Source organism: Paractinoplanes durhamensis (assembly GCF_016862175.1).
In the GTDB taxonomy this organism is placed as follows: Bacteria; Actinomycetota; Actinomycetes; order Mycobacteriales; family Micromonosporaceae; genus Actinoplanes; species Actinoplanes durhamensis.
This window is the reverse complement of record NZ_BOML01000022.1, coordinates 162,966-188,127: the sequence shown is the minus strand read 5'-3', so window position 1 is coordinate 188,127 and position 25,162 is coordinate 162,966. Positions and strand designations below refer to the sequence as shown.

The window sequence follows — 25,162 nt, the reverse complement described above, 5'->3', positions numbered from 1 at the left end:
TCGTGCGCCGGATCATCCGGGTGCCGCAAGGGCCCCAGTACGACGACTCCTATCCCCTGTCGCAGGGCGTCGAGACCGAGACGATGGTCTTCGCGAACGGCATGGCGTTCGACAACGACACCCGGACCCGGATGGCGGCGGCCGCGTCGATCGCCGACGAGACCCGCATCGTGCTCGACGCGCTGACCGCGATCCTCGCCGACGCCGGCTCCTCCCTGGCCGACGTCGTGAAGACCACGGTCTACCTCGCCGACCGGGCGTTCTACGACGAGATGAACAGCGTCTACCGCACCTACTGGGCGCCGGGCGAGTTCCCGACCCGCGCCACCGTCTACGTCGGAATCGGAAGTGAGTGCCGCGTGGAGATCGACGTGGTCGCCGTCAAGGAGGTGCGCTCATGAGGGCGCCGAATCTGATCGGCGGCGCCCTCGAACCGTCGACCGGCACCGACATCCCGGTGACCGCGCCGGCCACCGGCGAGCCGATCGGGTCGGTCGGCGCCGGCGACGCCGCGACCGTGGACCGCGCGGTCGCCGCGGCCCGGGCGGCGCTGCCCGGCTGGCGGTCGACGCCGTCCACCCGGCGGGCCCGGGTGCTGGTGCGGCTGGCCGGCCTGATCGAGGCGAACGCCGGCGAGCTGGCCGCGACCATCTCCCGCGACAACGGCAAGTCACTCGCCGACGCCCGGGCCGAGCTGGACCGGGCCCGCGAGCACCTGGAGGCCGCGGCGACCGCCCCGGCCCTGCTGGCCGGCGAGCACGTGGTCGACGTCGTGGCCGGGATCGACGCCACCCTGGTGCGCGAGCCGATCGGCGTCGCGGCGATCGTGGCGCCGTTCAACTTCCCGATCATGACCGGGCTGATCTACTGGTCGTGGGCGCTGGCCTGCGGCAACACCGTGGTGATCAAGCCGTCCGAGCAGACCCCGTTCGGTGGTTCCGCGCTCGGCCGGCTGTTCGCCGAGGCGGGCTTCCCGGACGGCGTGGTGAACATCGTCCAGGGCGGCCGGGCGGCCGTGGAGGCGCTCTGCGACCACCCGGACGTGGCGAGCGTGTCCCTGGTCGGCTCGTCGGCGACCGCCGCCGCCGTCTACGCCCGCGCGTCGGCGGCCGGCAAGCGCGCCCAGGCAGCCGGCGGTGCCCGGAACCCGCTCGTCGCCCTCCCGGACGCCGACCCGGACGTGGTCGCCGCCGCCGTCACCACCTCGGCGTTCGGCATGTCCGGGCAGCGCTGCCTGTCCAGCAGCATCCTGGTCACGGTGGGTGCGCAGCCCGCGCTGGTCGACGCGGTCCTGGCCAGGGCCCGGGCGACCACCGACCTGCCGCCGATGATCTCCCGCGCCGCGGTCGAAGCCGTCGAGGGCGTGCTGACCGGCGCCGACGTCCTCGTCGACGGCCGTGACTCCCGCGGCGAGGGCTACGCGATCGGCCCGTCGGTGGTGCGGGCGACCGTGGACAGTCCGCTGCTGACCGACGAGATCTTCGGGCCGGTGCTGTTCGTCGTCGACGTGCCGACCCTCGACGCGGCCATCGAGTTCGTCAACGGCAGCCCGTTCGGCAACGCGGCCTCGATCTACACCCGGGACGGCGCCGCCGCCCGCGCGTTCACCGGCCGCGCCGACGTCGGCAACATCGGCGTCAACGTGGGCGTCGCCGCCCCGACCGCCCAGGTCGGCTTCGGCGGCCGGCGGAAGTCGTTCCTCGGCACGATCCACTCCCAGGGGCGCACCGCCGTCGACTTCTTCACCGACCTCAAGTCGGTGTCGGCGAGGTGGGTCAGCTGAACGTGTTGACGACCGGCATCGACCTCGGCCCGGCCCGGATCAGGAACCGCATCTTCGTCGCCCCGCACACCACCAACTTCGGCGAGGCCGGCCGCAACCTGGTCACCCAGCGCCACCTCGACTACCACCGGGAACGAGCCCGCGGCGGGGCCGGCCTGATCATCACCGAGGGCATCCGGGTGCACCCGACCAGCCTGCGCCGGCTCGGCGTGCACGCCTACGACGACGAGGCCCTGGCCGGCCTGACCGCGCTCGCCGGCGTCGTGCACGCCGAGGACACCCGGCTGTTCGCCCAGATCCTGCACACCGGGCGGCACTCCGGCGACGAGCACCACGGCAGCTGGGGAGCCGGCCCGGCGCCGTGGAGCACCGGCGCGCACTCGCCGCACGTGATGAACGCCTTCGACCTCGACGCCGTGGTCGCCGGGTTCGCGGCGGCCGCGGCCCGGGTGGTCGCGGCCGGGTTCGACGGCCTCGAAGTGCACCTCGGGCACGGGCACCTGCTCCAGCAGTTCCTCTCGCCGCTCACCAACGACCGGACCGACGGCTACGGCGGCTCGTTCGCGGCCCGGGTCCGCCTCGCCCGGGAGGTGCTGGTCGCGGTGGCCGACGCGGTCGGCGGCCGGGCCGCGGTCGGGGTGCGGCTGTCCGCCGACGAGTTCCTGCCCGGCGGGCTCGGCCCGGACGACGTGGTCCGGATCGTCGAGCACCTCCGCGGTTCGGTGGCGATCGACTTCCTGCACGTGAGCCACTCCGCGTACGTCGGGGCGGCCTCGCTCAGCACCCAGATGGCCGACATGAGCTACGGGCGGGCGCCGTTCCGGCATCTGCCCGCCCGGTTCAAGCGGGAGTTCCCGGACGTGCCGGTGCTCGCCGTCTGCCGGATCGACACCCTGGAGACCGGCGCCTCGATGGTGGCGGCCGGGGAGGCGGATCTGGTCGGGTACGCCCGGGCGCACATCGCCGAGCCGGCCCTGACCCGGCGCACCCTCGCTCAGGACTCCCCACGGCACTGCATCGCCTGCAACCAGGGCTGCAACGCCAACCTGGAGGCGATCACGCCGATCACCTGCACGGTCAACCCGGCGGTCGGCAACGAACGAGCCTGGCTCGCTGCTTCATCCACCCAGCCGTCGCCGCAGTCCGTGCTGGTGGTCGGGGCCGGACCGGCGGGGCTGGAGGCAGCGATCACCGCGAGTCGCCGCGGCCATCACGTCGTCCTCGCCGATGCCGCCACCGAGCCCGGTGGCGCACTGCCGGACGTCGCCCGGGTCCGCGGCGGGTTCGGCCTGCTCCTCGACGACCTGCGGGCCGAACTGGACGCGAGCACCGTGGTCCGTTGCTTCGGGGCGGAGGTCACCGCCGCGACGGTCGCCGGGCTCGCGCCGGACGTCGTCGTCATGGCGACCGGTGCGGCCACCCACCCGGACGACGCATTGTCGCTGCCGGGCGGGCCACCGGTGCTCGAACTCGCCGGCGTCGTGCGGCAACCGTCGTGCGCCGGGGCGACCACCGTCGTACTCGACGAACTGGGGTCCTGGGAAGCATTTGCGCTCGCCGAGGTTCTGGCAGCGCGCGGCACCGCGGTTCGGCTGGTCAGCCCGCTTGCGAGCATGGCGCCGCGGATCACCGTCTACTCCCGGCTCGGCCTCGCCGAACGACTCCGCGCGGCCGGCGTCCGGATCTTCACCATGCACCGGCCGGCCCACGCGGACGGCCGGACCGTCACCATCACCCACACCGTCGACGGGTCGGAACAGACCCTCACCGGCGTCGACTCGATCGTCCACGTCCGACCGGCCCGATCGCGCGCCGGTCTGCTGGACGAGCTCGCCCGGTCCGGCTGGGCCGGCCAGGTGCATCTGGTGGGCGACGCGTTCGCGCCGCGCACCGTCCAGGAAGCCGTCTACGAGGGCCGGGCCGCCGGCCTGCTGATCGGCGCCCCCACCATCACCCAAGGACTGTCCATGCGCCCTCCCTACGCCCTGGTCGCGGCATGACGACCGCCCTGATCACCGGCGCCGCCGGGGCGATCGGGCAGGCCATCGCGGCCGCGCTCGGCGCCACCGGGATGCGGCTCGCGCTGGCCGACACCGACGTCGCCGCCCTTGCCCCGCCGGCGAACGAGCGCACCACCATCCACCGGCTCGACGTGACCGACGAGGCCTCCTGCGCTGCCGTGGTCGCCGCGGTCGACGGGCTGTCGCTGCTGGTCAACGCGGCCGGCATCATGGTGCGCCGCACCGCCCTGGAGACCGACGTCGCCACCTTCCAGCACGTGCTCGACGTCAACCTCACCGGCGCCTACCGGATGGCGAAAGCCGCCCACCCCGCGCTCGCCGCGAACGGCGGCGCGATCGTCTCGATCTCCTCCACGCACGCTTTTCTGGCGGCAAAGAATTCCTTGGCGTACGGCGTGAGCAAGGCCGGACTCAGTCACCTGACCAGGCTGCTCGCCCTCGAATGGGCGGCCGACGGGATCCGGGTCAACGCCGTCGCGCCGACCGTCGTGCCCAGCGCGATGACCGCCGACGTCCTCGCCGACCCCGGCTACGTCGACCGGAAGATGGCCGCGATCCCGCTCGGCGCCCCGATCGCCGCCGCGCACGTCGCCGCGGCCGTGGCCTACCTGGCCTCCCCGGCGGCGGCGTCGACCACCGGCCAGATCCTCGTCCTCGATGGTGGTGAGAGCCTTGCGTAAGACGATCGTGGTGATCGGCAGCGGCGCGGCCGGCCTGTTCTGCGCGGACGGCCTCGTCGCCCGCGGTGACGCCGACGTGATCCTGCTCGAAGCGGGCGACGACCCCGGCACTCCCCCGCCGGACTGGATGCGCCGCGACCTGGCCACCCCGGCCGACGTCGACTGGGGACACGTCGACGCCGACACCGGCCGGCCGCTGCTGCGCGGCCGGGTCACCGGCGGCTGCACGTCGACGAACTCGGCGGCGGCGCTGCGCGGCCAGCCCTGGTGCTTCGACGAGTGGGGCATCGAGGGCTGGCGGTGGAACGACGTCGCCCCCTATTTCCGGGCGCTCGAGACCGACGCGCAGTTCGGCGACCGACCCGCGCACGGCAACAGCGGCCCGATCCCGATCACCCGGCTGAGCTTCGGGCCGGTCGACACCGCGTTCGCCGACTGGGCCGGCGAACAGGGCCACGCCTGGGTCGAGGACCAGAACGCGCCGGGCGCGCTCGGCGTCGGGCACTGGCCGACCAACACCATCGACGGCGCCGTGCGCTACGGCGTCCACGAAGCCCTGCTCCCCCGCCTGCGCCAGTACCTGCGCGCCGGAACCACGGCGCAGCGCCTGCTGTTCGACGGCACCCGCTGCGTCGGCGTGGAGACCTCGACCGGAGTCATCGACGCCGATCACGTCGTCGTCTGCGCGGGCTCGGTCGAAACCCCGGCGCTGCTGCTGCGCTCCGGCATCGGCCCGGCCGCCGACCTGGCCGCGGCCGGCGTCCCGCTCGTGCACGACGCCCCCGGGGTCGGCGCCAACCTGCAGGACCACCCGTGGACCGTGCTCCAGGTCCGGGCGGCCGACCCGGCCGCGCCCGGCCTGCGCCCGGTCAACGGCGTGCTGCTGCGCTACGAGATCCTCGCCGACGACCGGGTCGAGGTGCACCTCTACCCGCACCAGGCGAAGCCCTACCTGCCCGGCGAGGACGCGGCCGAGGTCTTCCTCGGGCTCGGGCTGATGCGCGCGGTCAGCCGCGGCTCGGTCCGGCTCGCGGCGGACGGCAGCACCGAGGTGCACCTCAACCACCTCGGCGATCCGCAGGACGCCAAGGCCTTCGACCTGCTGCTGGACGACGCGCAGGCGGCGCTCGACGCCCTCGGCGACGTCCTGATCGAACCGGAGAACCCCTGGTGGCGGGACCGGGAGCGGCTGCCCGACCACCTCGAGTCGTACGGCCATCTGGTCGGCACCTGCCGGATGGGCACCGACCCCGGCGCGGTGGTCGACCCGGCGCTCGCCGTCGTCGGCGTCACCGGCCTGTCGGTCGCCGACGCCTCGATCATGCCGGTCAGCCCCCGCGCCAACACGATGCTCGCCTCGATGATGATCGGCCTGCGCGGTGCCGCGCTGGTCCTGCCCGAGTAGAGGACTGCCATGCCCCTGATCGACCCCGACCGGCTGCCCACAGTTCTGTACGCCGGCACCGCCCAGCCGGCCGTGACAACCGCGGACATCACCGAACCGGCCACCGGCGCCGTGCTCGGCCAGATCGCGACCGCGTCCACCGAGGAGCTGACCGCGGCCGTGGCCCGGCTCGTCACCGGCCAGCGCGCCTGGGCCCGGCGGCCCGCGTTCGAGCGGTCCGGCATCCTCCGCGAGGCCGGCCGGCTGATCGAGGCCACCATGCCGGAACTCGCCGACTGGCTGGTCCGCGAGGGCGGCGCCACCGTCGGCAAGGCGATGTTCGAGCTGACCATCAGCGCCCAGGCCCTCTACACCGCGGCCGGTCTCGCGCTCGAACCGACCGGCGAGACCTACCCGTCACCGGAAGGCCGGCTCAGCATCTCCCGCCGCCTCCCGGCCGGGGTCGTCGGCGTCATCGCGCCGTTCAACTCGCCGCTGTTCCTCGCCCTGCGCAGCGTCGCGCCGGCCCTGGCCGTCGGCAACAGCGTCGTGGTCAAGCCGGACCCGCGCACCGCGGTCAGCGGCGGCACGATCATCGCCGAGGCGCTCTTCCAGGCCGGACTCCCGGCCGACGCCCTCGCCGTGCTGCCCGGCGACGGCGCCCTCGGGGCCGCGCTGGTCGACCACCCGGACGTGCCGATCATCGCGTTCACCGGCTCCACCCGGGCCGGCCGGGCGATCGCGGTGCAGGCCGCGCAGCGCCTCAAGCGGGTGCACCTCGAGCTCGGCGGCAACTCCGCGCTCGTCGTGTTCGACGACGTCGACCTGGACGCCGCGACCAGCGCCGGCGCCTGGGGCTCGTTCCTGCACGCCGGGCAGATCTGCATGTCGTCGAGCCGGCACCTGGTGCACGAGTCGATCGCCGAGGAGTACGCCACCCGGCTCGCCGCCCGCGCCGCGGCCCTGGAACCGGGCGTGGCGATCGGGCCGATCATCGACGCCCGGCAGCGCGACGCCGTCCACAAGATCGTCACCGACACCCGGGGCGCGGGCGCTTCGGTGGTCACCGGCGGCACCTACGACGGACTGTTCTACGCCCCGACCGTGCTCACCGGCGTACGCCCCGGGATGAGCGCCTACGACCTGGAGATCTTCGGGCCGGTCGCGCCGATCACCACGTTCGCCGACTTCGACGAGGCCGTCGAGCTCGCCAACGGCACCGAGTACGGCCTGTCGGCCGGGGTGCTGACCGCCGACGTCGGCCGCGGGCTCGCCTTCGCCGACCGCATCGTCAGCGGGAACGTGCACGTCAACGACCAGACCCTGGTCGACGACGTGCTGCAGCCGTTCGGCGGCGTCCGCGCCTCCGGCAACGGCAGCCGGGTCGGTTCCACCCGCTACAACGCCGAGGCGTTCACCGAGCAGCAGTGGCTCACCAGCCAGGCCGAGATCGCCCGCTACCCCTTCTAGGAGTCGTTGTGTCACACATCTACACCGCAAAAGCCCACGTCGCCGGCGGGCGCAACGGCCACGGCCGCAGCGACGACGGCCACCTCGACGTCGACCTCTCCCGGCCGGCCACCGGCGGCCCCGGCACCAACCCCGAGCAGCTGTTCGCGGTCGCCTACGCCGCCTGCTTCGAAGGGGCCCTGGCCACCGTGGCCCGGCGCGCCCGGGTCGACCTCGGCGAGACCAGCGTCGACTCGACCGTCTCGCTGTCCTCGGTCGACGACGGCAGCTTCCGGATCGGCGCCACCCTGGCGGTGACCATCCCCGGGGTGACCGACCCCGACCGGGCCGTCGAGCTGGCCATCGAGGCCGACCGGGTCTGCCCCTACTCGAACGCCCTGCGCGGCAACGTCGACGTGGCGATCACCGCCAACGGCCGATGGGTGGCGGGTCCCCGTGACTGACGACCTCGCCGAACTCCGCCGGGCCTTCACCCTCTACCCGCGCGGCGTGATGGCGGTGGCCGCGCAGATCGACGGCGCGCCGGTCGGGCTCGCGGTCAGCGCGTTCGTATCGGTGTCGCTCGACCCGCCGCTGCTCGCGCTGTGCATCGACGCGGCGTCGCGCACCTGGCCGGTGCTGAGCACCGCCGACACCATCGGCGTCAGCGTGCTCACCGAGGAGCACGCCTGGCTCGGCCGGCAGCTGGCCAGCCGCAGCCGGGACCGGTTCGCCGGCGCGACGTTCGACCAGACCAGCCGCGGCGCGCTGCTGCTCGACGGCGCCGCGGCCCGGTTCGAATGCCGCACCGAGACCGTGGTCCCGGGCGGCGACCACCTGATCGTGCTGCTCCGGGTCCTGTCGATGGCGGCCGACCCGACCCGCGCGCCGCTGATCTGGCACGACTCGGAATTCCGGGCGGTGGCCCCGCTCACCCCCGGCGGCGCCGCTTCGGATCGGCCGGCGGCATCAGGCGACGCTCGCCGAGCCGGGTCATCGCGTTCAGCGGCCCGGTAGCGAAACCGACCACCCGGGCCGGACCGGACCGCCCCTGGCGGCGCAGCAGACGCGGACCGATGCCGGCCATCACCTCGGTGAGGGCCGGCATCGGGCGCCCGAAGTCCGCGATCACCCTGCTCTGCGCACCTGTCCCCATGGATCCATCGTGCGCTGGTCGGTGACCCTCTGCTCCAGGACTACGGTGTAGCCGAGGAGACTGCCCGGTCCGAAGTGGGCGGTCGTGCCTCCCGGCTGCAGCACCCGGCTCTCCTCGCCGAGGGCGCGCCCGGTCGCGGCGTCGATCACGAAGCGGTGCTCGATCGAGCCGGTGAAGGCGTTCGTCGCGGTGAAGGCGAAGCCCTGCCCCTCGCGGCCGTGCTGGTCGGCCACGACGCCCAGCGGGCGCACCCCGTCGAGGCCGGCGATCAGGCGGAACGCCGCCGCCCGCACCGGGCCGCTGACCGGGATCTCGGCGATCAGCGTCGACGCCACGCCCAGCAGCCACTGCTCCCGATCGGTGGGCAGGTCACTGCCACCGCCGTCGAAATTCTTCAGCAACGCGGTGCGCAGGGCCGCCGGGTCGGCCGGGAGCTTTTCCAGATCCCGTACGGAAATGCTCGTGGCGCCGAGGGCGTAGATGTTCGCGCCGTCGGTCGTGGAGGTGCGTCGCGCGCCGCCGGCGACGCCGGCCGGCGTGCCGGGGCCGAGTTTCCCGGTCGGCAGCGGCTTGCCGACCAGCACCTGTGCGGGCGACCCGGCGGCCTGGTAGGCGGCGGCGTCGGCCGGGGTGGTCGGCGTCATGCCGAGGTCCTGCGAGATCACCCGGGTGGGTTCCGTCCCCGCGCGGGACAACCAGGTCTCGTTCGACGTCCGGTCGGTCATCTGGTAGGTCGAGGAGCCGGAGCCGACCGTCATCACCGTGCCGCTCTCGGTCCGGAACAGCAGGTACTTCCCGGTGCCGGGATGGTCCTGGCTGCTGTGCTCCGCCGCGGTCAGCAGGATCTGGGAGGCGGTCAGCGGCGCAGCGGACGGCGTCGGCCCGCTGGGCGCCTCCCCCGAGCCGATCACCAGCACAGCAACCGTGGCAGCCGCCGCAGCGGCGAGTCCGCCGGCCGGGATCAAAGCAGCAGCCCGGAAGCGCCGCGACTTTTCCGGCATTTCGGTCAAGGCGAAGGTCAGTGGCGGCGTTCCCGGCGGGTCCAGCCGGGCCGGGCGCGCGTCGGCGAGGGACTTCATGTGGTTCTTCATCGGTTCGACTCCTGGGTGACGACGGTAAGGGGGTAGGCGGTCGCGGATTCCGGGGTGGCCGCGGATTCCGAGGCGGCCTCGACGGCGCGGATGAGGCGGTTGCGGGCCCGGTGCAGGCGGACCAGGAACGCCGGGGCGGAACAGTTCACGACCCGGGCCGCGGCCCGGGCCGACAGCCCGTCCCAGGCGGTCAGGGTCAGCACTTCCCGGTCGTTCTCGGACAGGCCGGCCAGCGCGGCCAGCAGCGCCGATCGTTCGGCGACGCCGTCCGCGACGTCGGGCGCGTCGGCGACCCACGCCAGCATCTCGGCGGCGACGGCGCGTTGCCGCTCCTCGGCGCGATATCGCTCGCGGAGCACGTTGCGGGCGACGCCGAGCAGCCACGGCAGGGCCGCTCCGCGCGGCATCTGCGCGAACCGCCGCCAGGCGACCAGGAACGTCTCGGCCACCACCTCGTCGGCGAGTGACCGGCCGGCGCGGGCGACGGCGTAGGCGTACACGCGTCGGTGGTTGTCGGCATAGAGCGCGGTGAACTCCTGCGCGGTTTCAGGTTCTGCCACTGATGGGCCGTCCTTAGGGAAGGTGATCGGTCACCAGGGAGTGCGCGGGCGAGCCGATTTCTTACACGGCGACTACCGTCGATCCTCCGGAGGTGTTCGCATGGCCATTCGCAGCACACCGGGGCCGGGCGGCTTCGGCCCCTCCCCCGCGTTCGGGCACGGCCGCGCCGGGATCACCCTCGACCCGGCCCGGACCACGCCGCACCCCGGTGTCCACAACGGCGCCGCCACCGGCGCCCACCTCGGGTGGTGGGTGGCCCTCGTGGTGGCCGCGGCCCTGCTCACCGTGGTGGTGGCCGCCGTCCGCACCCGCCGGTGATGCAACCCTGACCGGCGCTCAGTCGTCATGGGGGAATGAGATCACCCGCGATCCTGAGCGCTGCGATCCTGCTGATGGCCGGCTGCGGCACGGCGGTCCGCGCGGAACCGGGGAGCTCCCCGCCGCCGGTTTCCGCATCGCCGTCCGCGTCTCCTTCCGCGGCCGCGAAACCGGAGATCACCTACCCGGCCGGCGGCGGCCGGAAGTATGCGGTCGCCGCCGGTGAGGCCGCCGCCCCGGCCGGGACGAAGGGCACCCTCCTGCGCTACCGGGTCGCGGTGGAACGCGACATCCACGGCCTGACCGCCGCCGAGTTCGCCGCCACGGTCACCGCCACCCTGCGGGATCCGCGCAGCTGGACCGGCAGCGGCGACTGGCGCCTGCAACGCGTCGGCCCGGCCGGCGACGCCGACTTCACGGTCCGGCTGGTCACCCCGAAGACCCGGGACAGCCTCTGCGACGGCGCCGCCGACGGCTACACCTCGTGCCGCAGCCACGACGAGGTGGTGGTCAACGTGGCCCGATGGGTCAAGGGGGTGCCCGGCTACGGCGCGAGCCTCGACGTCTATCGCCGATACGTGATCAACCACGAGGTCGGGCACCGCCTGGGCCAGGCCCACGAACTCTGCCCGGGAAAGGGCGAGCCGGCCCCGGTCATGCAGCAGCAGACCCTCGGCCTGCACGGCTGCACGGCCAACCCCTGGCCGATCCTCGACGGCGAACGCCACCGCGGCCGGATCGGCGCCTACGACGATCCGGTGCCGCCACGCGATCGCGGCCGTTCTTGATCAATGCGCGAATTCAGTCCTCGTCGCTGAGTTGAATTCGCCCTTTTTTCCTACTGTCCTGAGGGGTCAGCTTGAGACGGACGGTGTGGGTCCGGCCCTGGGTGTGGGTGATGTCGCCGCCGGCCGTCACCACCGTCCAGAGACCGACCTTGGCCTCGCCCTTGTGCGCCAGGCTGACCGTCAGTTGAAGGTCGATCTCGACCGAGTCCAGGGAAAACGTGAGTTGCTCGCCCTCCCCCCAGGCCGACGCGTCGAGCAGTTGCGACCGCAGCGAGTCGATGGCCTCGGAGATGGTCAGCTCTTCCCGGGCGGACGGTCTCATGCGGACTCCCCACGTGCATATTGAAAGATATAAGCCATTTCGGAACGGCGATGGATCGTACCCAGAACGGCGGCGACAGCGCACTTGCCCGAACGTGTATTGCATTCCGGTGGTGCGTCCTCTGTGTTCTGCCCGGGGGTGCCCCTAGGGTGATTCTGAGTGATCGGCCACCGCCGCAAGAGTGATCCGGGAGCGTGGTGATGGCGCAGCGTGCGGAGCAGGTCAGCCTGGACGCCGGCAAGCCCCGCCGGGGATCGGGATATCTGATCGCCCCCGGTCTGGTGGTCACCGCCCGGCACCTGCTCGACGGCCTCGACGGCCCGGCCGGTCTGCGGGTCACCCGGCTGACCGGCGGCGACCTCACCGTCGCCGAGATCATCCGGCCCGGCGACAAGGCGCTCGACGTGGCCCTGCTCCGGGTGCAGTCCGACGAGACCGACGAGACACCGACGATCGCGATCACCGACGTCGACGAGCCGGTCGAGGTCCTCACCACCGGCTTCCCGCGGGTCCAGCGGGAGGCCGCGGACCGCCGGCCGGAAGGGGTCCGCGGGACGAGCGCGCCGCTGTCCGGCCCCCGCGACATGATCTCGGTCGACGTCATGTCCTCGGCGCCGATCGAGGAGGCCGGCTGGTCCGGTTTCTCCGGTGCGGCGCTGTTCACCCTCGGCGGCGTGCTCATCGGCGTGATCGTCGCCGACCACCGGGGCTTCGGCGGGCGCCGGCTGGAGGCGGTGCCGGTGAGCCTGCTCCTCGCCGACCCGCGGCTGCGGCCCGCGCTGCCGCGGGACTGGCAGAGCGGCAGCGCCCGGCAGTACCTCAGCAACCTGCTCGCCTTCCGGATGGGTTCCGGCCAGGCGATCCGGGTCCGCAGCTTCGCGCCGATGATGACCGCCGCCCTCCGGGAAAGCCTGCTGACCTCCTGGATCCGGCCGCTGCGGGCGGAATACCAGGTGGTGCCGTTCATCGGCCGCGAGGAGGCGCTCGCCGTGCTGTCCGGATGGCTGGCCGGGCCCACCGACCGGGTCAGCTTCGCGGTGGTCACCGGCCCGGCCGGCAGCGGGAAGAGCCGGACGGCGGCGGAGCTGTGCCGGCGGGCGATCGCCGACGGCTGGGTCGCCGGGCCGACCGAGACCGGCAGCGAGCCGGCCGGCGCCGACCTGGCCAACCTGCGCATGCCGGTGCTGCTGGTGCAGGACTACATGGACAACAGCGCGGAGCCGGCCGCGAAGTTCATCGAGTCGGCGGTGGTCACCGACCGCAAGGAACCGGTCCGGATCCTGTTCCTGGTCCGCTCGGCGGAGCGCTTCCTCAAGCGGCTCCGGGCCGCCATGCAGCTCAGTTACCTGAAGCCGGCCGAGGTGGTGCGGCTGCAGGCGCACGAGCTCACCGCGGCCGAGCGGGCCGAGCACTACGCGACGGCGTCGGCCGCGTTCGCCGCCCTGCGCGGCGTCGAGCGGCCGGCCGGCGACCGGCCGCTGGCCGCCTTCCCGACCCCGCTGCTGGTGCACGCGCAGGCGCTCGCCGACCTGCAGGACGGCCCCGGCCCGGCGGGCCCGGCGGACCCGGACGCCCGGGCGTACGAGTTGCTCGACCAGCTGCTGTTCCGCGAGGACGACAAGGTCTGGGAGCCGGCCCTAGCCGAGTTCACCGGCAACCCGGACACCCGGGAGGACTGCTTCGCGATCGCCACCGTGGTCGACGCGTACTCGGCCGGCGACGCGGGCCGGCTGCTGACCCTCGCCCACGGCCTGACCCGCAAGGTCGAGGTGGCCACCGGGATCGCCGAGCGGATGGCCGAGCTGTATGCCGACGAGGGCTTCCTGCCCCCGGTGCAGCCCGACCTGCTCGGCGAGCGGCTGGTCGAGCGCCGGCTGCTGGACAGCCGCAAGATCGACGAGCTGTTCGTGGTGGCGGACGCCCCGGCGCAGCGCTCCCGGATGCTGGAGATCCTGTTGCGCATGTGCGGGTCGCCCTACCCGACGGCCCGCAGCAAGGCCGTCGCGGCGCTGGAGCGGATCCTCGCCGCACACCTCACCGCCCTGGTCGGGCAGGCGATCGCGCTCAACTCGGCCGCACCCGACCCGGCCACCGACGCGCTGCCGGACCGGGTCGCCGCGGCCCTGTCAGTGGCCCGGGTGCCGGCCGCGGCGGTCGAGGCCGCGGGGATCGAGTTCCCGCTCGGGAGCCGGATGCAGGCCCTGGCGGCGGCGGTCTACGAGCAGGCCGCGCAGGCCGCCGAGGAAGGGCAGGACCAGGACGCCCTGATCGAACTGCTGCAGAAGGCGACCCGGGCCCGGCTCTTCGCCGGTCAGCCGGACGCGGCGCTGCCGCTCTCCGCCCGGATGATGAGCTTCACCGGCCGGCTCCCGGCGGTGGGCCGGCACCAGCAGCTCGGCAAGATCCTCGGGTCCCAGTCGCTGGTCCGGATCTCGGTCGGCAACGTCGAGGGCGCCCTGGACTCGGCCCAGCGGGCGGTGCGCGCGATCGAGGACGCCATCCAGGAGTCCGCCGACCCGGACCGCTTCGCCGCGACCCTCGCCGAATCGCGGAACATCCTGGCCCAGGTGCTGATGGCCGCGGCCGAGCCGATCCAGGCGATGCAGGTGCTCGCCGTCACGATCGACGACATCGACCTGCTGCCCAGGGCGGCCGCCCTGGAGACCCTCGGGGTCCGGACGATGCTGGCGTTCATGCAGGGCGACCTGGCCGGGGCGCAATGGGCATCGACCCGGGCCCGGGAGCTGAGCGGGCCCGGCTCGCACCACTACGCCGCGCACACCGGCCAGCTCGCCCTGCTGCACGCCATGGCCGGCGACGGTCCGGCGGCGCTCCGGTTCGCCGCCGAAGCGGTCGAGGCGGTGGACGCCCTGCCGGACCAGCCGGCCGAACCGGTCCGCCTGCAGAGCGCCACGGTGCGTTTCCAGGCCGCGATGGCGTTCGCGGATCATGACGAGGACATCGCCACCCGCTATCTCGGCGAGGCGGTCGACCGGATGCGCCGCCTCCACGACGAGGCGCCCGAGCTGTACGGCTTCTTCTACGTGATGTACAGCCTGATCTGGGCCGTCCTGCAACCGGAGGGCGAGGTTCTGCGGGAGGTGTCGATCATCGCCGGCATCGCCGACGAGCTCTTTCACCAGCGCCCCGGCGTCAACTGGCCGATGCTGCCGATCACCGCCGCGGTGCACGCGGCCGCGCTCGTCGACGCCGAGCGCGCGGACGACGCGCCGGCCGTCTTCGACGAGGCGATCGCCAAGCTGCGCCGGATCGAATCGCCGGTCCGGGCGGCCGTCATCGCCGACCTACTCACCCAGAAGGTCCAGCTGATGTTCGAGCATCTTGAGGACGACAGTGCCGCGCTCGGCCCGGCCGTCGAGGCCCGCCGCGCCTACGAGGTCCTGGCCGCGGACGAGCCGGAGCGGTTCCTCGCCCAGCTGGTCGATACCGAGATCGGCGAGATGCTCGCGCTGGGGATGTCCGATCGGGACGAGGACGCGCTGCGGGCCGCCGGCAACGCGGTCCGGAACGCCGGCCGGCTCGTCGAGCTGACCGGCGGCGACGCGAGCCTCCGGGTGCGGTCGCAGGCACTGTCGGTGCGGGGCAAGCTCCTCCGCGCGTACGACCGGCCGGCCGAGGCGCTGACCGATTTCCGGCAGGCACGCGCCGACCTGCTCGGCGTCATGCCGATCGACGACGACGAGGACGAGGTGGACGAGCTGGACCAGAACATCCGCGAGCTGGAGGAGGAGCTCGGTGCCGGACCACCGGCCGGCCGGGCGGCATTGCCGGCTCCGGCGCGCGTCCACGCACCGGAGCCGGAGCAAGCCTCGGTGGCGGAGCACCACGACGTGCCCGCCGACCTCCGGCTCCCGCCCGGGCACCGGCCGACCGCGGCCCCGGAGGCCGAGGCCGAGCCGGAACGGCAAGGCCAAGGTCGTCGTCGCGATCGACTTCGGCACGCACGGCAGCGGCTTCGCGTGGACGCTGGTCAGCCCGGAGAACGACGACCCGCGCAACCGCCAGATCCTGCACCGGCGGAACTGGCCCAAGGCACCCGGCAGCTCGATCAAGGACCTGTCCGCACTGGTGGTCGACGAGCAGAACCGGCCGGTGGCCTGGGGTTACGAGGCCCACGAGCTGTGGTGGCTGAGCTCAGCGTACAAACGGGAGGAACTCGGCCTGCACGGCTACGCGTACGCCTTCAAGATGGCCCTGGCCGGCCGGCCGACCAGCAGGGAGGTGGCCCGCCGCGACGGAATCGTCGACCTCGGCCGGGACCGGCTGGTGCGCCGGTTCATCGCTTCGACCCTGGAGCAGATGCGCAAGCACGCGGTGACGGCGGTGACGAAGGAAACCGGCCTGACCATGGCGGACATCCAGTGGTGCATCACGGTGCCGGCGATCTGGTCCGACGCGCAGAAGCAGACGATGCGCGACGCGGCCGTGGAGGCCGGGCTCGGCCGCGGCGACCAGGTGGTCATCGCGATCGAGCCGGAGACCGCCGCCCTCTACTGCGTCCTGGACGCGGGGCGGCTGAACCCGGGCAAGAGCTGGCGGACCGACGGCGAGCAGCGGTTCATGATCGTCGACTGTGGCGGCGGCACGATCGACATCTCCGCCTTCGCCTTCACCATGGACGGGGGACGGCTCCGGCTGGCCGAGATCGGGGCCGGCAGCACCGGGGCGGCACTCGGCTCGCAGTTCATCAACCAGGCTTTCCGCCAGACGCTGTTGCGGCAGCAGCTCGCCCCCGACGTGTTCGACCAGTTGGAGCGGGAGCACGGCAACCTGCTCAACGCGGTGGAGAACAACTGGGAGGAGGAAAAGCGGCACGTGGGCGTGGCCACCGGCGACGGCGGGCGGCCGGTGATCTCCGGCGACACCAGCATCGGCATCCCGGACGCGTTGTGGAAGCTGCTGCCGAGGCCGGTGCGACACCGGCTGACCGCGGCGGCCAACGACGACCTACGCACTCTGCTCGTCACCGCCGAGCAGGCGCAGACGTTGTTCGACGCGGTCATCGACCCCATCGTCGTCCTGGTCCGGCGCGCCTTCGACGAGCTGAGCGAGCAGGTCGCCGGCGAGCCCGTCACCGTGCTGCTGGTCGGCGGGTTCTCGGTCAGTGACTACCTGCACGCCCGGATCAGCCACGCGCTCAAGGGCCGGGCGAAGGTCGCCAGGCCGACCGAGCCGCGCGAGGCGGTGGTGCACGGCGCGGTGCACTTCTGCTACGACCCGGACCTCATCACCGAGCGCCGCGCGAAGCTGACCTACGGATTCCAGATGGCGCTGCGATTCCGGGAGGGCACGGAGGACAACCGGCACCAAGGCATCTTCGGGCCGGACGGGCAGAAACTGGTCCGGGACCGGTTCCAGATCGCCGTGCGCCGATCCCAGGCGGTCCAGCGCGATCAGCCGTATCGCAAGATACTCACCCCGTCCTCGGCCGAGACTCCCACGCTGCAGGTGACGTTCTTCGCCAGTCGCGACCGCGACCCGCAGTACGTCACCGAGGCCGGCGTCGAGAAGCTCGGCGAGATCTCCATCGACATCAGCCACAGTGTCGGGCGGCCGCCGGCCGACCGGAAGGTGCGACTCGACCTGGTGTTCGGCGACACCACCATCATGGCCACGGCGACCGACCTCGACACCGGGACCACGACCCGGATCGACCTGCCGGTCGACGACCCGGAGCAGGCCGAAGCCCTCGGCCTGGTCTGAACAGTAGGAGGAGCTCGTGTTCCGCTGGTTTCGCGCCATCGCGGCCGCTGCCGACACCCGTGCCCGGTTGCTCGGTCTGCCGGCACCGGCCGCGCCGCCACCGATCGTCGAGGTGCCCGACGAGGCCAAGGAACTGGCGGAGCTGCGGGACGAGGTGGCGAACCTGCGCACCCGTGTCCTCGCCCTCTCCGGCGGCTCCGACGAGGAAGACCTGGTGCACGACAACCTCGCCGACCTCTACCGGAGCCTCGTCACGCAGCGGCTGCGCCAGCTGGCCCGGCTGCGCTGGGCCCGGGTCCGGGGCGCGCGCCCGGGGGCCGACGGCCCGGTGGCGCAGGCCCGGATGGTCCGCGAGCTGGTCCGGCTCACGATCGCCGGGAACGCCGACGAGCAGGACGTCGCCGACTGGCTGCGCGGCGACGGGGACGAGCTCGCCGACCCGGAGCGCCGCGCGGTCGAGGGGGCCTGCGGGCAGGCCCGCCGCCTGGCCGTGGGACTCGCCGGCACCACCCGGCAGGCCACGTTCGCCGAGGACGTGCCGCGCGGTGAGCCGCTCGCCGAGGGCGCCGGCCGGCCCTGGGCCGGTTGTGCGCCGGACGGCCCGGTGACCTTCGTCGTCGCCCCGGCCTACCTCTTCCGCGGCCGGGTCCTGGTCGAGCCGATGGTGTTCACCGAAACCGAGCCCGACCTGGACTGATCCTCCGGAGCAGGGGCAGTAGGCTCCGGCCGGGGGGTGACGTGAATCTTGGACGCCCGACGCACCTGGGAACCGCCCCGGCCGGCCGGCTGGCGGCGGGCCGACCACACCGCGATCGTGGGCTGCGACCTGTTCGTCGACGGGGTCGCGGTCGAGAGCCCGGGGTCGGCCGCCGACCTGGCCCGGCTGTATGCCGCGGCCCAGGAACGGGAGGGCGCGTTCGTCCGGCTCAGCCTGCACGAGCCCACCGAGGCCGCGCTCACCCGGGTCGCCGACGTGTTCGGGCTGCATCCGCTGACGGTCGAGGACATTCTGCAGCGCGAGCAGCGGGTGAAGATCGAGCGATACGACGACGTGGTGTTCCTCGTCGTACGTTCCGCCCAATATGTCGATCATGAGCAGATCACCGCGACCAGTGAGATCGTCAGCACCGGTTTCATCCGGGTCTTCGTCGGGCCGCACTTCGTGATCACCGTGCGGCAGGGCACCGTTCTGGACCACAGCACACTCGACGCGGGGAGCCCGTGGTCGGTGGTGCACGCGATCCTGGACCGGCTCGTCGACGACTACGTCGAGATCGCCGCGGCCATCCAGACCGACCTCGACGGAATCGAAGCGGCCGTTTTCGCGTCCGGGTCGCCGGTCACGGTCGAGCAGATCTACCAGCTCAAACGGCAGCTGATGAAGTTCAAGGCGGCGGTGCTCCCGCTCCATCGGCCGCTCGCCGCCCTGGCCGGCAAGGAGTTCGCCGACCTGCCCAAGGAGGTCCGCCGCTACTTCGGCGACGTCGCCGACCACCACGCCGCCGCGGTCGAGCAGGTCGCCGCGTTCGACGACGTGGTCAACGCCCTCCTGCAGGCCCGGCTCACCCAGCTGACGGTGGAGCAGAACGACGACATGCGCAAGATCGCCTCGTGGGCGGCGATCGCCGCGCTGATCACCGCGATCGCCGGCGTCTACGGCATGAACTTCCCGAACATGCCCGAGCTGACCTGGCGCTACGGCTACCCGAGCATCATGTTGTTCATGCTGCTCAGCGCGGCCGTCCTGTACTGGGTGCTGCGCCGCGCCGGCTGGCTCTGAAAAAGCTTCAGGCCGAGATGTCGGCGTAGGTCAGCCAGCGCTCCCGCGGCGACAACCGCAGCCGCACCTTGCTCGGGTCGACCCCGCCGACGGTCGGGATCCATTCCCGGATGCGCAGCTGGGCCGCCTCGGTGGCGTCGGTCAGCAGGCGCTGCACCGCCGCGTGGTCGCGGTGCTCCTGGGAGAGCATCACGATCAGCTTGGCCCGGCCCCGGACGACGTCGCCCCGGCACAGCCGCGACTGGGCGTAGGCGATCTCGCACCGCCGGGTGTGCGGCTCCATCGCGGCCTGCACCTCGGCCAGCAGGGCGGGCGTGTCGACGGTGCGGTGCGGGAGCTGCCACCACAGCCAGATCGGGTAGGGCACCCGGCCGGTCGTGGTCGCCCCGGTCTGCTGGCTCGACGGCGGGTAGGTGCAGCGCATCACCGGGCTCACCGCCACCTTCCAGTCGGCGATCGAGCCGTCCGCGGCCGCCGAACGATCGTCGGTGCCGCCCGCCACCGAGCTCAGCCAGGGCAGCGCGTCGAGCCAGCTGCCGGTCCACGCCCCGGACGTGCCGGGGGCGTCGGCGGCGACCGGCAGGATCAGGTTGATGAACGTCGTCTTGCGCATGCTGGAGATGGAGGCGGCCAGCACCCCGATCCCCCGGGCCCGCAACGCCGCCACCGTCGCCGCGGTCGTCCCGGTGCGGGACGGGCCGACGATGCTCGCGATGACCGCCCGCCGCGGGGTGTGCACCGGCGCCTCCGGGAACAGCCGGCCGCGGGCCTGGCGGTGGCGCTCCCGGTCGAACCCGCGAATCGTGAACCACTCACCGCGTACGCGATGAAGCCGTTGATCGTCGATCTTGAGGCCGAAGCCGTATTCCTCGGCCAGCGCCGCCAGCTCGGTCTCGAAGTCGAGCCGGGCCGCGGACATCTGCGGATCCACCCCGATCGAGAAGCGCAGGCACGGCCCGATCGCGTCGCGCAGCCGCTCGCTCGACCCGTCACCACGCTGGGATCGGACGCTCAGCGGCACCGGCGCGACCGGGGTGTGCAGGTGCAGCACCGGCGAACCCCGCTCGGCGGCCAGCCCGGTGAGCTTCTCGATGATCAGCGCCTGCATGAGCGTTTCCCGGTAGGTCGGCGACCAGTGCGCGGTGCCGAGCGTGATGAGCACCTCGACCTTGCGGGTCGACTGGTTGAGGAACCCGGGGTTCGGCACGGCATAACCGGAATATGCGTACGTGTCGGGCTGCTCGGCGAGCTCGTCCGGACCGATCTGCACCCGCCCGCTGAACGCCGACATCGCCGACGGCCAGATCGACGTGGACACCGACAGCCCGGCCGCGGAGAAGTGGCAGAAGTCGGTCGGCCAGCTGTTCGGGTCCTCCTTGTCCGGCTCGGCGCCCAGCGTGGTCATCGGCAGCGGCCCGTGGGTCAGGGTGAACTGCACCGAGGAGAAGTAGGTGCCGGCCGCCTCGGCGGCGATCCGGGCCAGCTCCGACGACTTCGTCGAGTTCGCCGATGAGGTCACCTCACATCTCCCCACGTGCGTCGAAGAAGTCGTCCGGCTCGACCGTGCGCCGGGTGGACCGGCGGGCGTCGCGGAGCCAGCGCGGCACCCGGGCCGACCGCGGCACCGCGCTGCTGCGGTGGATCCGCCGGGCGTAGAACTCGCACAGGCAGCAGAGCAGGATGACCATCAGCACGGCCAGCGCGGCCTGGAAGAACCGGGTCATCGTCCGGTCCGACTCGACCGTGCCGACCACGATCGCGAGCGCGGTGGTCACCACCACCGAGGCGGCGGCGAGCGCCCGCTGGAACCGGTGCAGCTGGCCCAGCACCGACTTGGTGCCGGGCAGGTCGAGCCGGGCCAGCAGCAGGCCGGGCACCAGGAGCAGCACCGCGACGACGGCGTCGGCCTGGGCCGGCACGAACCCGCCGGCCACCCGCCACGAATAGAGCCAGGCGACCCCGCCGGACAGCAGCGTCCCGATCCCCAGCACCACCAGGAACAGGCCGGCCACCATCCGGGTGATGCTCTCGATCAGGGCCGGTGCCTCGTCGGCGAGGGCCATGAACGCGACCACCCGGACCGGTTCGGTGGACTGCGGGCTGAGATCGGCCGACGGCCGCCGCCAATGCGCATGGCCGCCGTGCTCGCGGGGGTCGCTGTCGGTGGTGACGTCCCGGCCCACCTGCGCGGCCCGCAGCCCGGCGGCGATGTTGAGCAGGGCCGGCCCGGCCAGGCCGCTGCGGGCCAGATGCTGCATGCTGTCGGTGGCGTAGTGCGCGCAGAACGCGGCGAGCACGTCGAGCGAGCAGTCGCCGGCGGACAGCGCCGCGATCACCTCCTCGGCGGTCATCCGGCGCTGCTCACCGCCCGGCGCGCCGACCGGGATCGGCAGCCGGGCCAGGTAGGACTCGTAGCCGGCCAGGTCGACCAGCCGCCGCCGGCCCAGCTCGGCCAGCCGGGACGCGATGCTCTGCATCTCCAGCTCGAGCAGCTTGTGGTGGGTGCCGAGCCGGTCCGCGCGGCGGGCCACCGACTCCAGGTCCTCGGCGAGCACCTCGACGAACTCCTCGTCGACGTCGCTGGACATCACGAACCGCCGGACGCTGATCTCCTGCCGGACCTCCAGGGTCAGGTGGTAGGCCTTGACCGCCCGCGGGATCTCGGTCTCGTATTCCACGACGAACTCGCGGTTGACCGGCAGCACGTTCTTCGCCAGCGACTGCAGCGGCGCCGGCCGGTGCTGCGCGGGCAGCAGCGGCGCCTCCCAGCTCAGAAATCGGCGCGGCCGGTCCAGGCCGAGCTGCGCGACCAGAATGTACTGCCGGGTGGCCAGCTGCAGCAGCCGGGCGAACGGCATCAGCAGCCGATGCCCGCCCTCGGCCGGAAAAAGAGCATCAAGACCGAGAAGAGCCAGCTTGCGTACGGACCCGGAGGTGCCCACCGGCTCCGGCAGCTCCGCATGATCGAGCGGGGTGTGCAGCCGCTGCCCGGCGGGCGCCCCGACCATGACGAGCTCGGTGATCGCCGCCTCGATCAGCCACCGCGAGCGCTGGTGGGTGTGCCGCAACTGGTGGATCGGGCTGGCCGGGGTGGCCACGTCGTCGTGCGCGTTGATCAGCATGGCGAGCAGCTTCACGAAGGCGGCGGCGGTGACCCGGTTGGCGTCGCGGTGCGACAGCCGCGGCACGACCTCGCCGCGCGAGTCCCGGATCACCGCGGGCGCCAGATCACGCCGGCTGTAGCGGGAGACCGGCACCCACAGCGACGTCCCCTCCCCCGGCACCAGCAGCGTGTCGCGCAACCGGCCGGAGATCAGGTCGAGGTCGACGTCGACGCTGATCTCCCGGCTCATGTGCCCGCGGTCCATCAGCGTCAGGTGCTCGGACAGCCGCGGCACGTGGTCGAGCCGGAAGGACAGGTCCATCAGGGCCAGGCCGAGCGCCGCCTCCCGGCTCGGGAAGGTCAGCGGCGCGGTGGGCACCGGAACCGCCTGGATCAGGGTCCGCAGAGGATCCAGCGGGCCACCGGCCGACCGGCCGGCGACCGCGGATTGCCCCCGTATATGGACGGTCATACTGCTCCTCGCCGGCCCGCGCTCGCTGACATCCTCGCGCATCCCCCGGACGAACGGCTGATCTGTCGCGATGACGACTCACGCCGTTCCGGTTCGGTGAATGTGGAACGTTCGGGGGACTTCGGGGGCATATCAAGGCCGATAATGTCGGGCCGTGACGCGGACAGTGGATCGAGGGACGGGCCGGTACGTTCGGGCCACCGCCGCCGTCACCGCGCTCGGCACCGTCTGGTGCCTGGCCTACCTGACCGTCGGCGCCGGCAGCGAGGCCCTGTCGTACGTCTTCGTTCCGATCGGCGGCGTGCTCGCCACCGCGGCCGTCCTGGACAAGGTCCGCAACCGCGCCGGCCTCGACCCGGTCGCCCGGCGGTTCTGGCGGGCGGTGCTGCTCTCGGTCGGCGTGATGACGATCGGCTACGCCTGGCTCGCGGTGGACATGCTCACCCACGCCGCCGAGGCCCGCACCCGCAGCATGCCGATCGCGGCGGCGGGCTGCGTGGCGGCCGGCTTCGGGTTCGCCCTCTGGGCACTGGTCCGGGTGCCGGTCGCCCCGACCGGCGGCGTCGAGCGCTGGCGGGTGCTGCTGGACCGCACGATCGCGTTCCTGGGTTCGGCGGCAGTGTTGTGGTATGTGGGGCTGGCCCCCATGCTGTCCGCCCGCGAGCCGTGGAGCCGGCAGGCGACGCTGCTGGTCGGGCTCGGTTTCCTGGCCGCGGCCGGGGCCGCCGCCAAGGTGTCGTACATCGTCTGCGGCCCGGTCGACCGCCTCGCGATGCGGCTCATCGCGGCCAGCGGCGGCGTCCCGGCCGGGGCGGTCGCCGTGCTCGCCGTGCAGTTCGGCTACGTCGCCACCATCCCGGCCCAGTCGATCGTGATGCCGCTGGCCCCGGTGCTGATCACGCTCGGCGTCGCGGTGCAGGGCCGCGCCGACCGCGGGCTGCGCCCCGACCGCGGCCGCAAGGGCGTGCTTCTCCCCTACCTGGCCATCGTGGCGGTCGACGTGCCGCTGATCGCGGTCGCGTTCGGCGCCCCGCTGCGCTGGCCGGTCCGGGTCGCGCTGATCGCCACGGTCGCGGTGACCGCGCTGGTCACCGTCCGGCAGTACGTCGCCTCCCGGGAGAATGCCCGGCTCCTGCGCAACACCCGGGAGCAGGAGGAGCGCCTGCAGTACGAAGTGAGCCACGACGGCCTCACCGGGCTGGCCAACCGGGCGCTGTTCCGGGACCGGCTGGCCGCCGCCCTGACCACCACCGGCCCGACCGCGGTGCTGCTCGTCGACCTCGACGACTTCAAAGTCGTCAACGACCTGCTCGGGCACGGGGTCGGCGACCGCCTGCTGCTGTCGGTCGCGCGGCTGCTGCAGACCGAGGCCGGAGCGGCCGGCCTGCCGGTGCGGGTCGGCGGGGACGAGTTCGCGGTGCTGCTCACCGACGGCGGCACCGACCCCGAGGAGCTGGCCGGCCGGCTGCTGACCGCCCTCACCCGCCCGATCAGCGAGCACCGCCTGCTGGTGCAGGCCAGCATCGGGATCGCCGTCGCCGCGCCCGGCGCCACCGTCGACTCGGTGCTGCTGAACGCCGACGTCGCGATGTACACGGCGAAGGAGCGGGGCAAGGCCGGCTTCGTGCGCTACGCGGACGGCATGCGCGAACCGGTCCTCGCGCACATGCAGCTCGGCGGCGAGCTGCGCCGGGCCCTGGAGAACGACGAGTTCCGGGTGGTCTACCAGCCGATCGTGCGGCTGGACGACGGCCGTCTGATCGGCGTCGAAGCGCTTGTCCGGTGGCATCACCCGGTCCGCGGCGTGGTCGGCCCGGCCGAGTTCATCCCGGCCGCCGAGCGGACCGGCCTGATCGTCCCGCTCGGCCGGTTCGTGCTGCGCGAGACCTGCGGGCAGGCGTCGGCGTGGCTGGCCGAGTTCGGGCCGGAGGCCCTCGCCGAGGCCGGGCTGAATGTGTCCGCCCGGCAGCTGCACGACCCCGACTTCGTGGCCGAGGTGACCGCGGCGCTCACCGACAGCGGGCTGCCCTGCGAGCGGCTGGTGCTGGAGGTGACCGAGTCGGCGGTGCTCCGCGGCCAGCAGGTCTCCCGGGCCCTGCACGAGCTCGACCGGATGGGCATCCGGCTCGCCCTCGACGACTTCGGCACCGGCGAGTCGTCGCTGAGCCTGCTGCGCGCCTTCCCGGCCGCGATCATCAAGCTGGACAAGTCGTTCGTCGACGGCATCGAGATCGACGACGGCGGCCCGGTCACCCCCGACGCCCGGCAGGCGGTCGCCCGCGCGGTGATCCAGCTCGCCGGGGCGCTCGGCCTGGCCACCGTCGCCGAGGGGATCGAGAGCGCCGAGCAGGTGGCCGTGCTCCGCGAGCTGGGCTACACCGTCGGCCAGGGCTACTTCCTGGGCGAGCCGATGACCGCCGACGGCGTGTCCCGCCTGCTGGCGGTGCAGCGAAAGGCCGCACCCGGCCCGCACCCGGGCGGGCAACGGAACAGCGATCGGAGCGGCCTTTCCCTGTACCGTGCCTGATGC

Annotated in this window: 19 protein-coding genes and 2 pseudogenes; 16 read left to right on the top strand and 5 right to left on the bottom strand. The window is 73.1% G+C overall.

Going from position 1 to position 25,162, the window contains the following annotated elements; all coding sequences use genetic code 11:
• The first annotated feature begins 2 nt into the window (after nt 1-2).
• Genes Adu01nite_RS14405 through Adu01nite_RS14370 form a run of 8 tightly spaced genes read left to right on the top strand, consistent with a single transcriptional unit; the run spans nt 3 to nt 8,334 of the window.
• Entirely contained in the window at nt 3-401 is a 399-nt protein-coding gene (locus Adu01nite_RS14405) for a RidA family protein (RefSeq protein ID WP_203727281.1), read from the top strand.
• A complete protein-coding gene (locus Adu01nite_RS14400) occupies nt 398-1,783 on the top strand; it encodes an aldehyde dehydrogenase family protein (protein ID WP_203727279.1) in 1,386 nt (461 codons plus the stop codon). Before Adu01nite_RS14405 ends, Adu01nite_RS14400 begins: the two co-directional genes overlap by 4 nt.
• The gene (locus Adu01nite_RS14395; RefSeq protein ID WP_203727277.1) at nt 1,771-3,783 is read left to right on the top strand and encodes an oxidoreductase; all 2,013 of its coding nucleotides are present in this window, start codon (nt 1,771-1,773) and stop codon (nt 3,781-3,783) included. Before Adu01nite_RS14400 ends, Adu01nite_RS14395 begins: the two co-directional genes overlap by 13 nt.
• Nucleotides 3,780-4,484: an SDR family NAD(P)-dependent oxidoreductase gene (locus tag Adu01nite_RS14390; protein ID WP_203727275.1), complete on the top strand. Its 705-nt coding sequence runs from the start codon at nt 3,780-3,782 to the stop codon at nt 4,482-4,484. The genes Adu01nite_RS14395 and Adu01nite_RS14390 overlap by 4 nt, the downstream gene beginning before the upstream one ends.
• Nucleotides 4,477-5,889, top strand: a complete 1,413-nt coding sequence (locus Adu01nite_RS14385; protein WP_203727273.1) for a GMC family oxidoreductase — start codon at nt 4,477-4,479, stop codon at nt 5,887-5,889. Before Adu01nite_RS14390 ends, Adu01nite_RS14385 begins: the two co-directional genes overlap by 8 nt.
• 9 nt (nt 5,890-5,898) lie before the next feature.
• Nucleotides 5,899-7,338 (top strand): aldehyde dehydrogenase family protein, encoded by a 1,440-nt coding sequence (locus Adu01nite_RS14380; protein WP_203727271.1) that lies wholly within the window; start codon nt 5,899-5,901, stop codon nt 7,336-7,338.
• 8 nt (nt 7,339-7,346) lie between these two features.
• The gene (locus Adu01nite_RS14375; protein WP_203727269.1) at nt 7,347-7,781 is read left to right on the top strand and encodes an Ohr family peroxiredoxin; all 435 of its coding nucleotides are present in this window, start codon (nt 7,347-7,349) and stop codon (nt 7,779-7,781) included.
• A complete protein-coding gene (locus Adu01nite_RS14370) occupies nt 7,774-8,334 on the top strand; it encodes a flavin reductase family protein (RefSeq protein WP_239132392.1) in 561 nt (186 codons plus the stop codon). Before Adu01nite_RS14375 ends, Adu01nite_RS14370 begins: the two co-directional genes overlap by 8 nt.
• A 111-nt stretch (nt 8,335-8,445) precedes the next feature.
• On the opposite strand, the gene Adu01nite_RS14365 is transcribed toward Adu01nite_RS14370, so the two are convergent.
• Nucleotides 8,446-9,564 (bottom strand): CU044_5270 family protein, encoded by a 1,119-nt coding sequence (locus Adu01nite_RS14365; RefSeq protein WP_203727267.1) that lies wholly within the window; start codon nt 9,562-9,564, stop codon nt 8,446-8,448.
• Complete coding sequence (locus Adu01nite_RS14360) at nt 9,561-10,124, bottom strand: RNA polymerase sigma factor (RefSeq protein WP_203727265.1); 564 nt, start codon at nt 10,122-10,124, stop codon at nt 9,561-9,563. The genes Adu01nite_RS14365 and Adu01nite_RS14360 overlap by 4 nt, the downstream gene beginning before the upstream one ends.
• 100 nt (nt 10,125-10,224) lie before the next feature.
• Between Adu01nite_RS14360 and Adu01nite_RS14355 the strand changes: the two genes are divergently transcribed.
• Nucleotides 10,225-10,443 carry a hypothetical protein gene (locus Adu01nite_RS14355; RefSeq protein WP_203727263.1) on the top strand — a complete coding sequence of 73 codons (219 nt, stop codon included), beginning with the start codon at nt 10,225-10,227 and terminating at the stop codon, nt 10,441-10,443.
• 35 nt (nt 10,444-10,478) lie between these two features.
• A complete protein-coding gene (locus tag Adu01nite_RS14350; protein WP_203727261.1) occupies nt 10,479-11,231 on the top strand; it encodes a DUF3152 domain-containing protein in 753 nt (250 codons plus the stop codon).
• Nucleotides 11,232-11,244: 13 nt separating this feature from the next.
• Here Adu01nite_RS14350 and Adu01nite_RS14345 read toward each other — a convergent pair whose 3' ends face one another.
• Nucleotides 11,245-11,553, bottom strand: a complete 309-nt coding sequence (locus Adu01nite_RS14345) for a trypco2 family protein (RefSeq protein ID WP_203727259.1) — start codon at nt 11,551-11,553, stop codon at nt 11,245-11,247.
• A 200-nt stretch (nt 11,554-11,753) separates the two neighbouring features.
• Between Adu01nite_RS14345 and Adu01nite_RS48895 the strand changes: the two are divergent.
• The 5 genes and pseudogenes from Adu01nite_RS48895 to Adu01nite_RS14330 form a co-directional block, all read left to right on the top strand.
• Nucleotides 11,754-12,230, top strand: a pseudogene (locus Adu01nite_RS48895) (S1 family peptidase); the annotation flags it as partial.
• A gap of 3,532 nt (nt 12,231-15,762) precedes the next feature.
• Nucleotides 15,763-16,146, top strand: a pseudogene (locus tag Adu01nite_RS48890) (Hsp70 family protein); the annotation flags it as partial.
• 414 nt (nt 16,147-16,560) lie between these two features.
• Nucleotides 16,561-17,277 carry a hypothetical protein gene (locus Adu01nite_RS48885; RefSeq protein WP_239132391.1) on the top strand — a complete coding sequence of 239 codons (717 nt, stop codon included), beginning with the start codon at nt 16,561-16,563 and terminating at the stop codon, nt 17,275-17,277.
• A gap of 16 nt (nt 17,278-17,293) precedes the next feature.
• Entirely contained in the window at nt 17,294-17,974 is a 681-nt protein-coding gene (locus tag Adu01nite_RS14335) for a hypothetical protein (protein ID WP_203727255.1), read from the top strand.
• A gap of 48 nt (nt 17,975-18,022) precedes the next feature.
• Nucleotides 18,023-19,057 carry a magnesium and cobalt transport protein CorA gene (locus tag Adu01nite_RS14330; protein WP_203727253.1) on the top strand — a complete coding sequence of 345 codons (1,035 nt, stop codon included), beginning with the start codon at nt 18,023-18,025 and terminating at the stop codon, nt 19,055-19,057.
• Nucleotides 19,058-19,064: 7 nt separating this feature from the next.
• On the opposite strand, the gene Adu01nite_RS14325 is transcribed toward Adu01nite_RS14330, so the two are convergent.
• Together Adu01nite_RS14325 and Adu01nite_RS14320 are read right to left on the bottom strand one after the other, a co-directional pair.
• Nucleotides 19,065-20,576, bottom strand: a complete 1,512-nt coding sequence (locus Adu01nite_RS14325) for a hypothetical protein (protein WP_203727251.1) — start codon at nt 20,574-20,576, stop codon at nt 19,065-19,067.
• 1 nt (nt 20,577) lies between these two features.
• Complete coding sequence (locus Adu01nite_RS14320; RefSeq protein WP_203727249.1) at nt 20,578-22,632, bottom strand: hypothetical protein; 2,055 nt, start codon at nt 22,630-22,632, stop codon at nt 20,578-20,580.
• 154 nt (nt 22,633-22,786) lie between these two features.
• Between Adu01nite_RS14320 and Adu01nite_RS14315 the strand changes: the two genes are divergently transcribed.
• Nucleotides 22,787-25,159: a putative bifunctional diguanylate cyclase/phosphodiesterase gene (locus tag Adu01nite_RS14315; RefSeq protein WP_239132390.1), complete on the top strand. Its 2,373-nt coding sequence runs from the start codon at nt 22,787-22,789 to the stop codon at nt 25,157-25,159.
• Nucleotides 25,160-25,162: the final 3 nt, after the last annotated feature.

Coding starts and splice junctions, on each gene's coding strand:
- Adu01nite_RS14400 (WP_203727279.1), top strand. CDS start 398: ATGAGGGCGCCGAATCTGATCGGCGGCGCCCTCGAACCGTCGACCGGC.
- Adu01nite_RS14390 (WP_203727275.1), top strand. CDS start 3,780: ATGACGACCGCCCTGATCACCGGCGCCGCCGGGGCGATCGGGCAGGCC.
- Adu01nite_RS14380 (WP_203727271.1), top strand. CDS start 5,899: ATGCCCCTGATCGACCCCGACCGGCTGCCCACAGTTCTGTACGCCGGC.
- Adu01nite_RS14365 (WP_203727267.1), bottom strand. CDS start 9,564: ATGAAGAACCACATGAAGTCCCTCGCCGACGCGCGCCCGGCCCGGCTG.
- Adu01nite_RS14355 (WP_203727263.1), top strand. CDS start 10,225: ATGGCCATTCGCAGCACACCGGGGCCGGGCGGCTTCGGCCCCTCCCCC.
- Adu01nite_RS14350 (WP_203727261.1), top strand. CDS start 10,479: ATGAGATCACCCGCGATCCTGAGCGCTGCGATCCTGCTGATGGCCGGC.
- Adu01nite_RS14345 (WP_203727259.1), bottom strand. CDS start 11,553: ATGAGACCGTCCGCCCGGGAAGAGCTGACCATCTCCGAGGCCATCGAC.
- Adu01nite_RS14320 (WP_203727249.1), bottom strand. CDS start 22,632: ATGACCGTCCATATACGGGGGCAATCCGCGGTCGCCGGCCGGTCGGCC.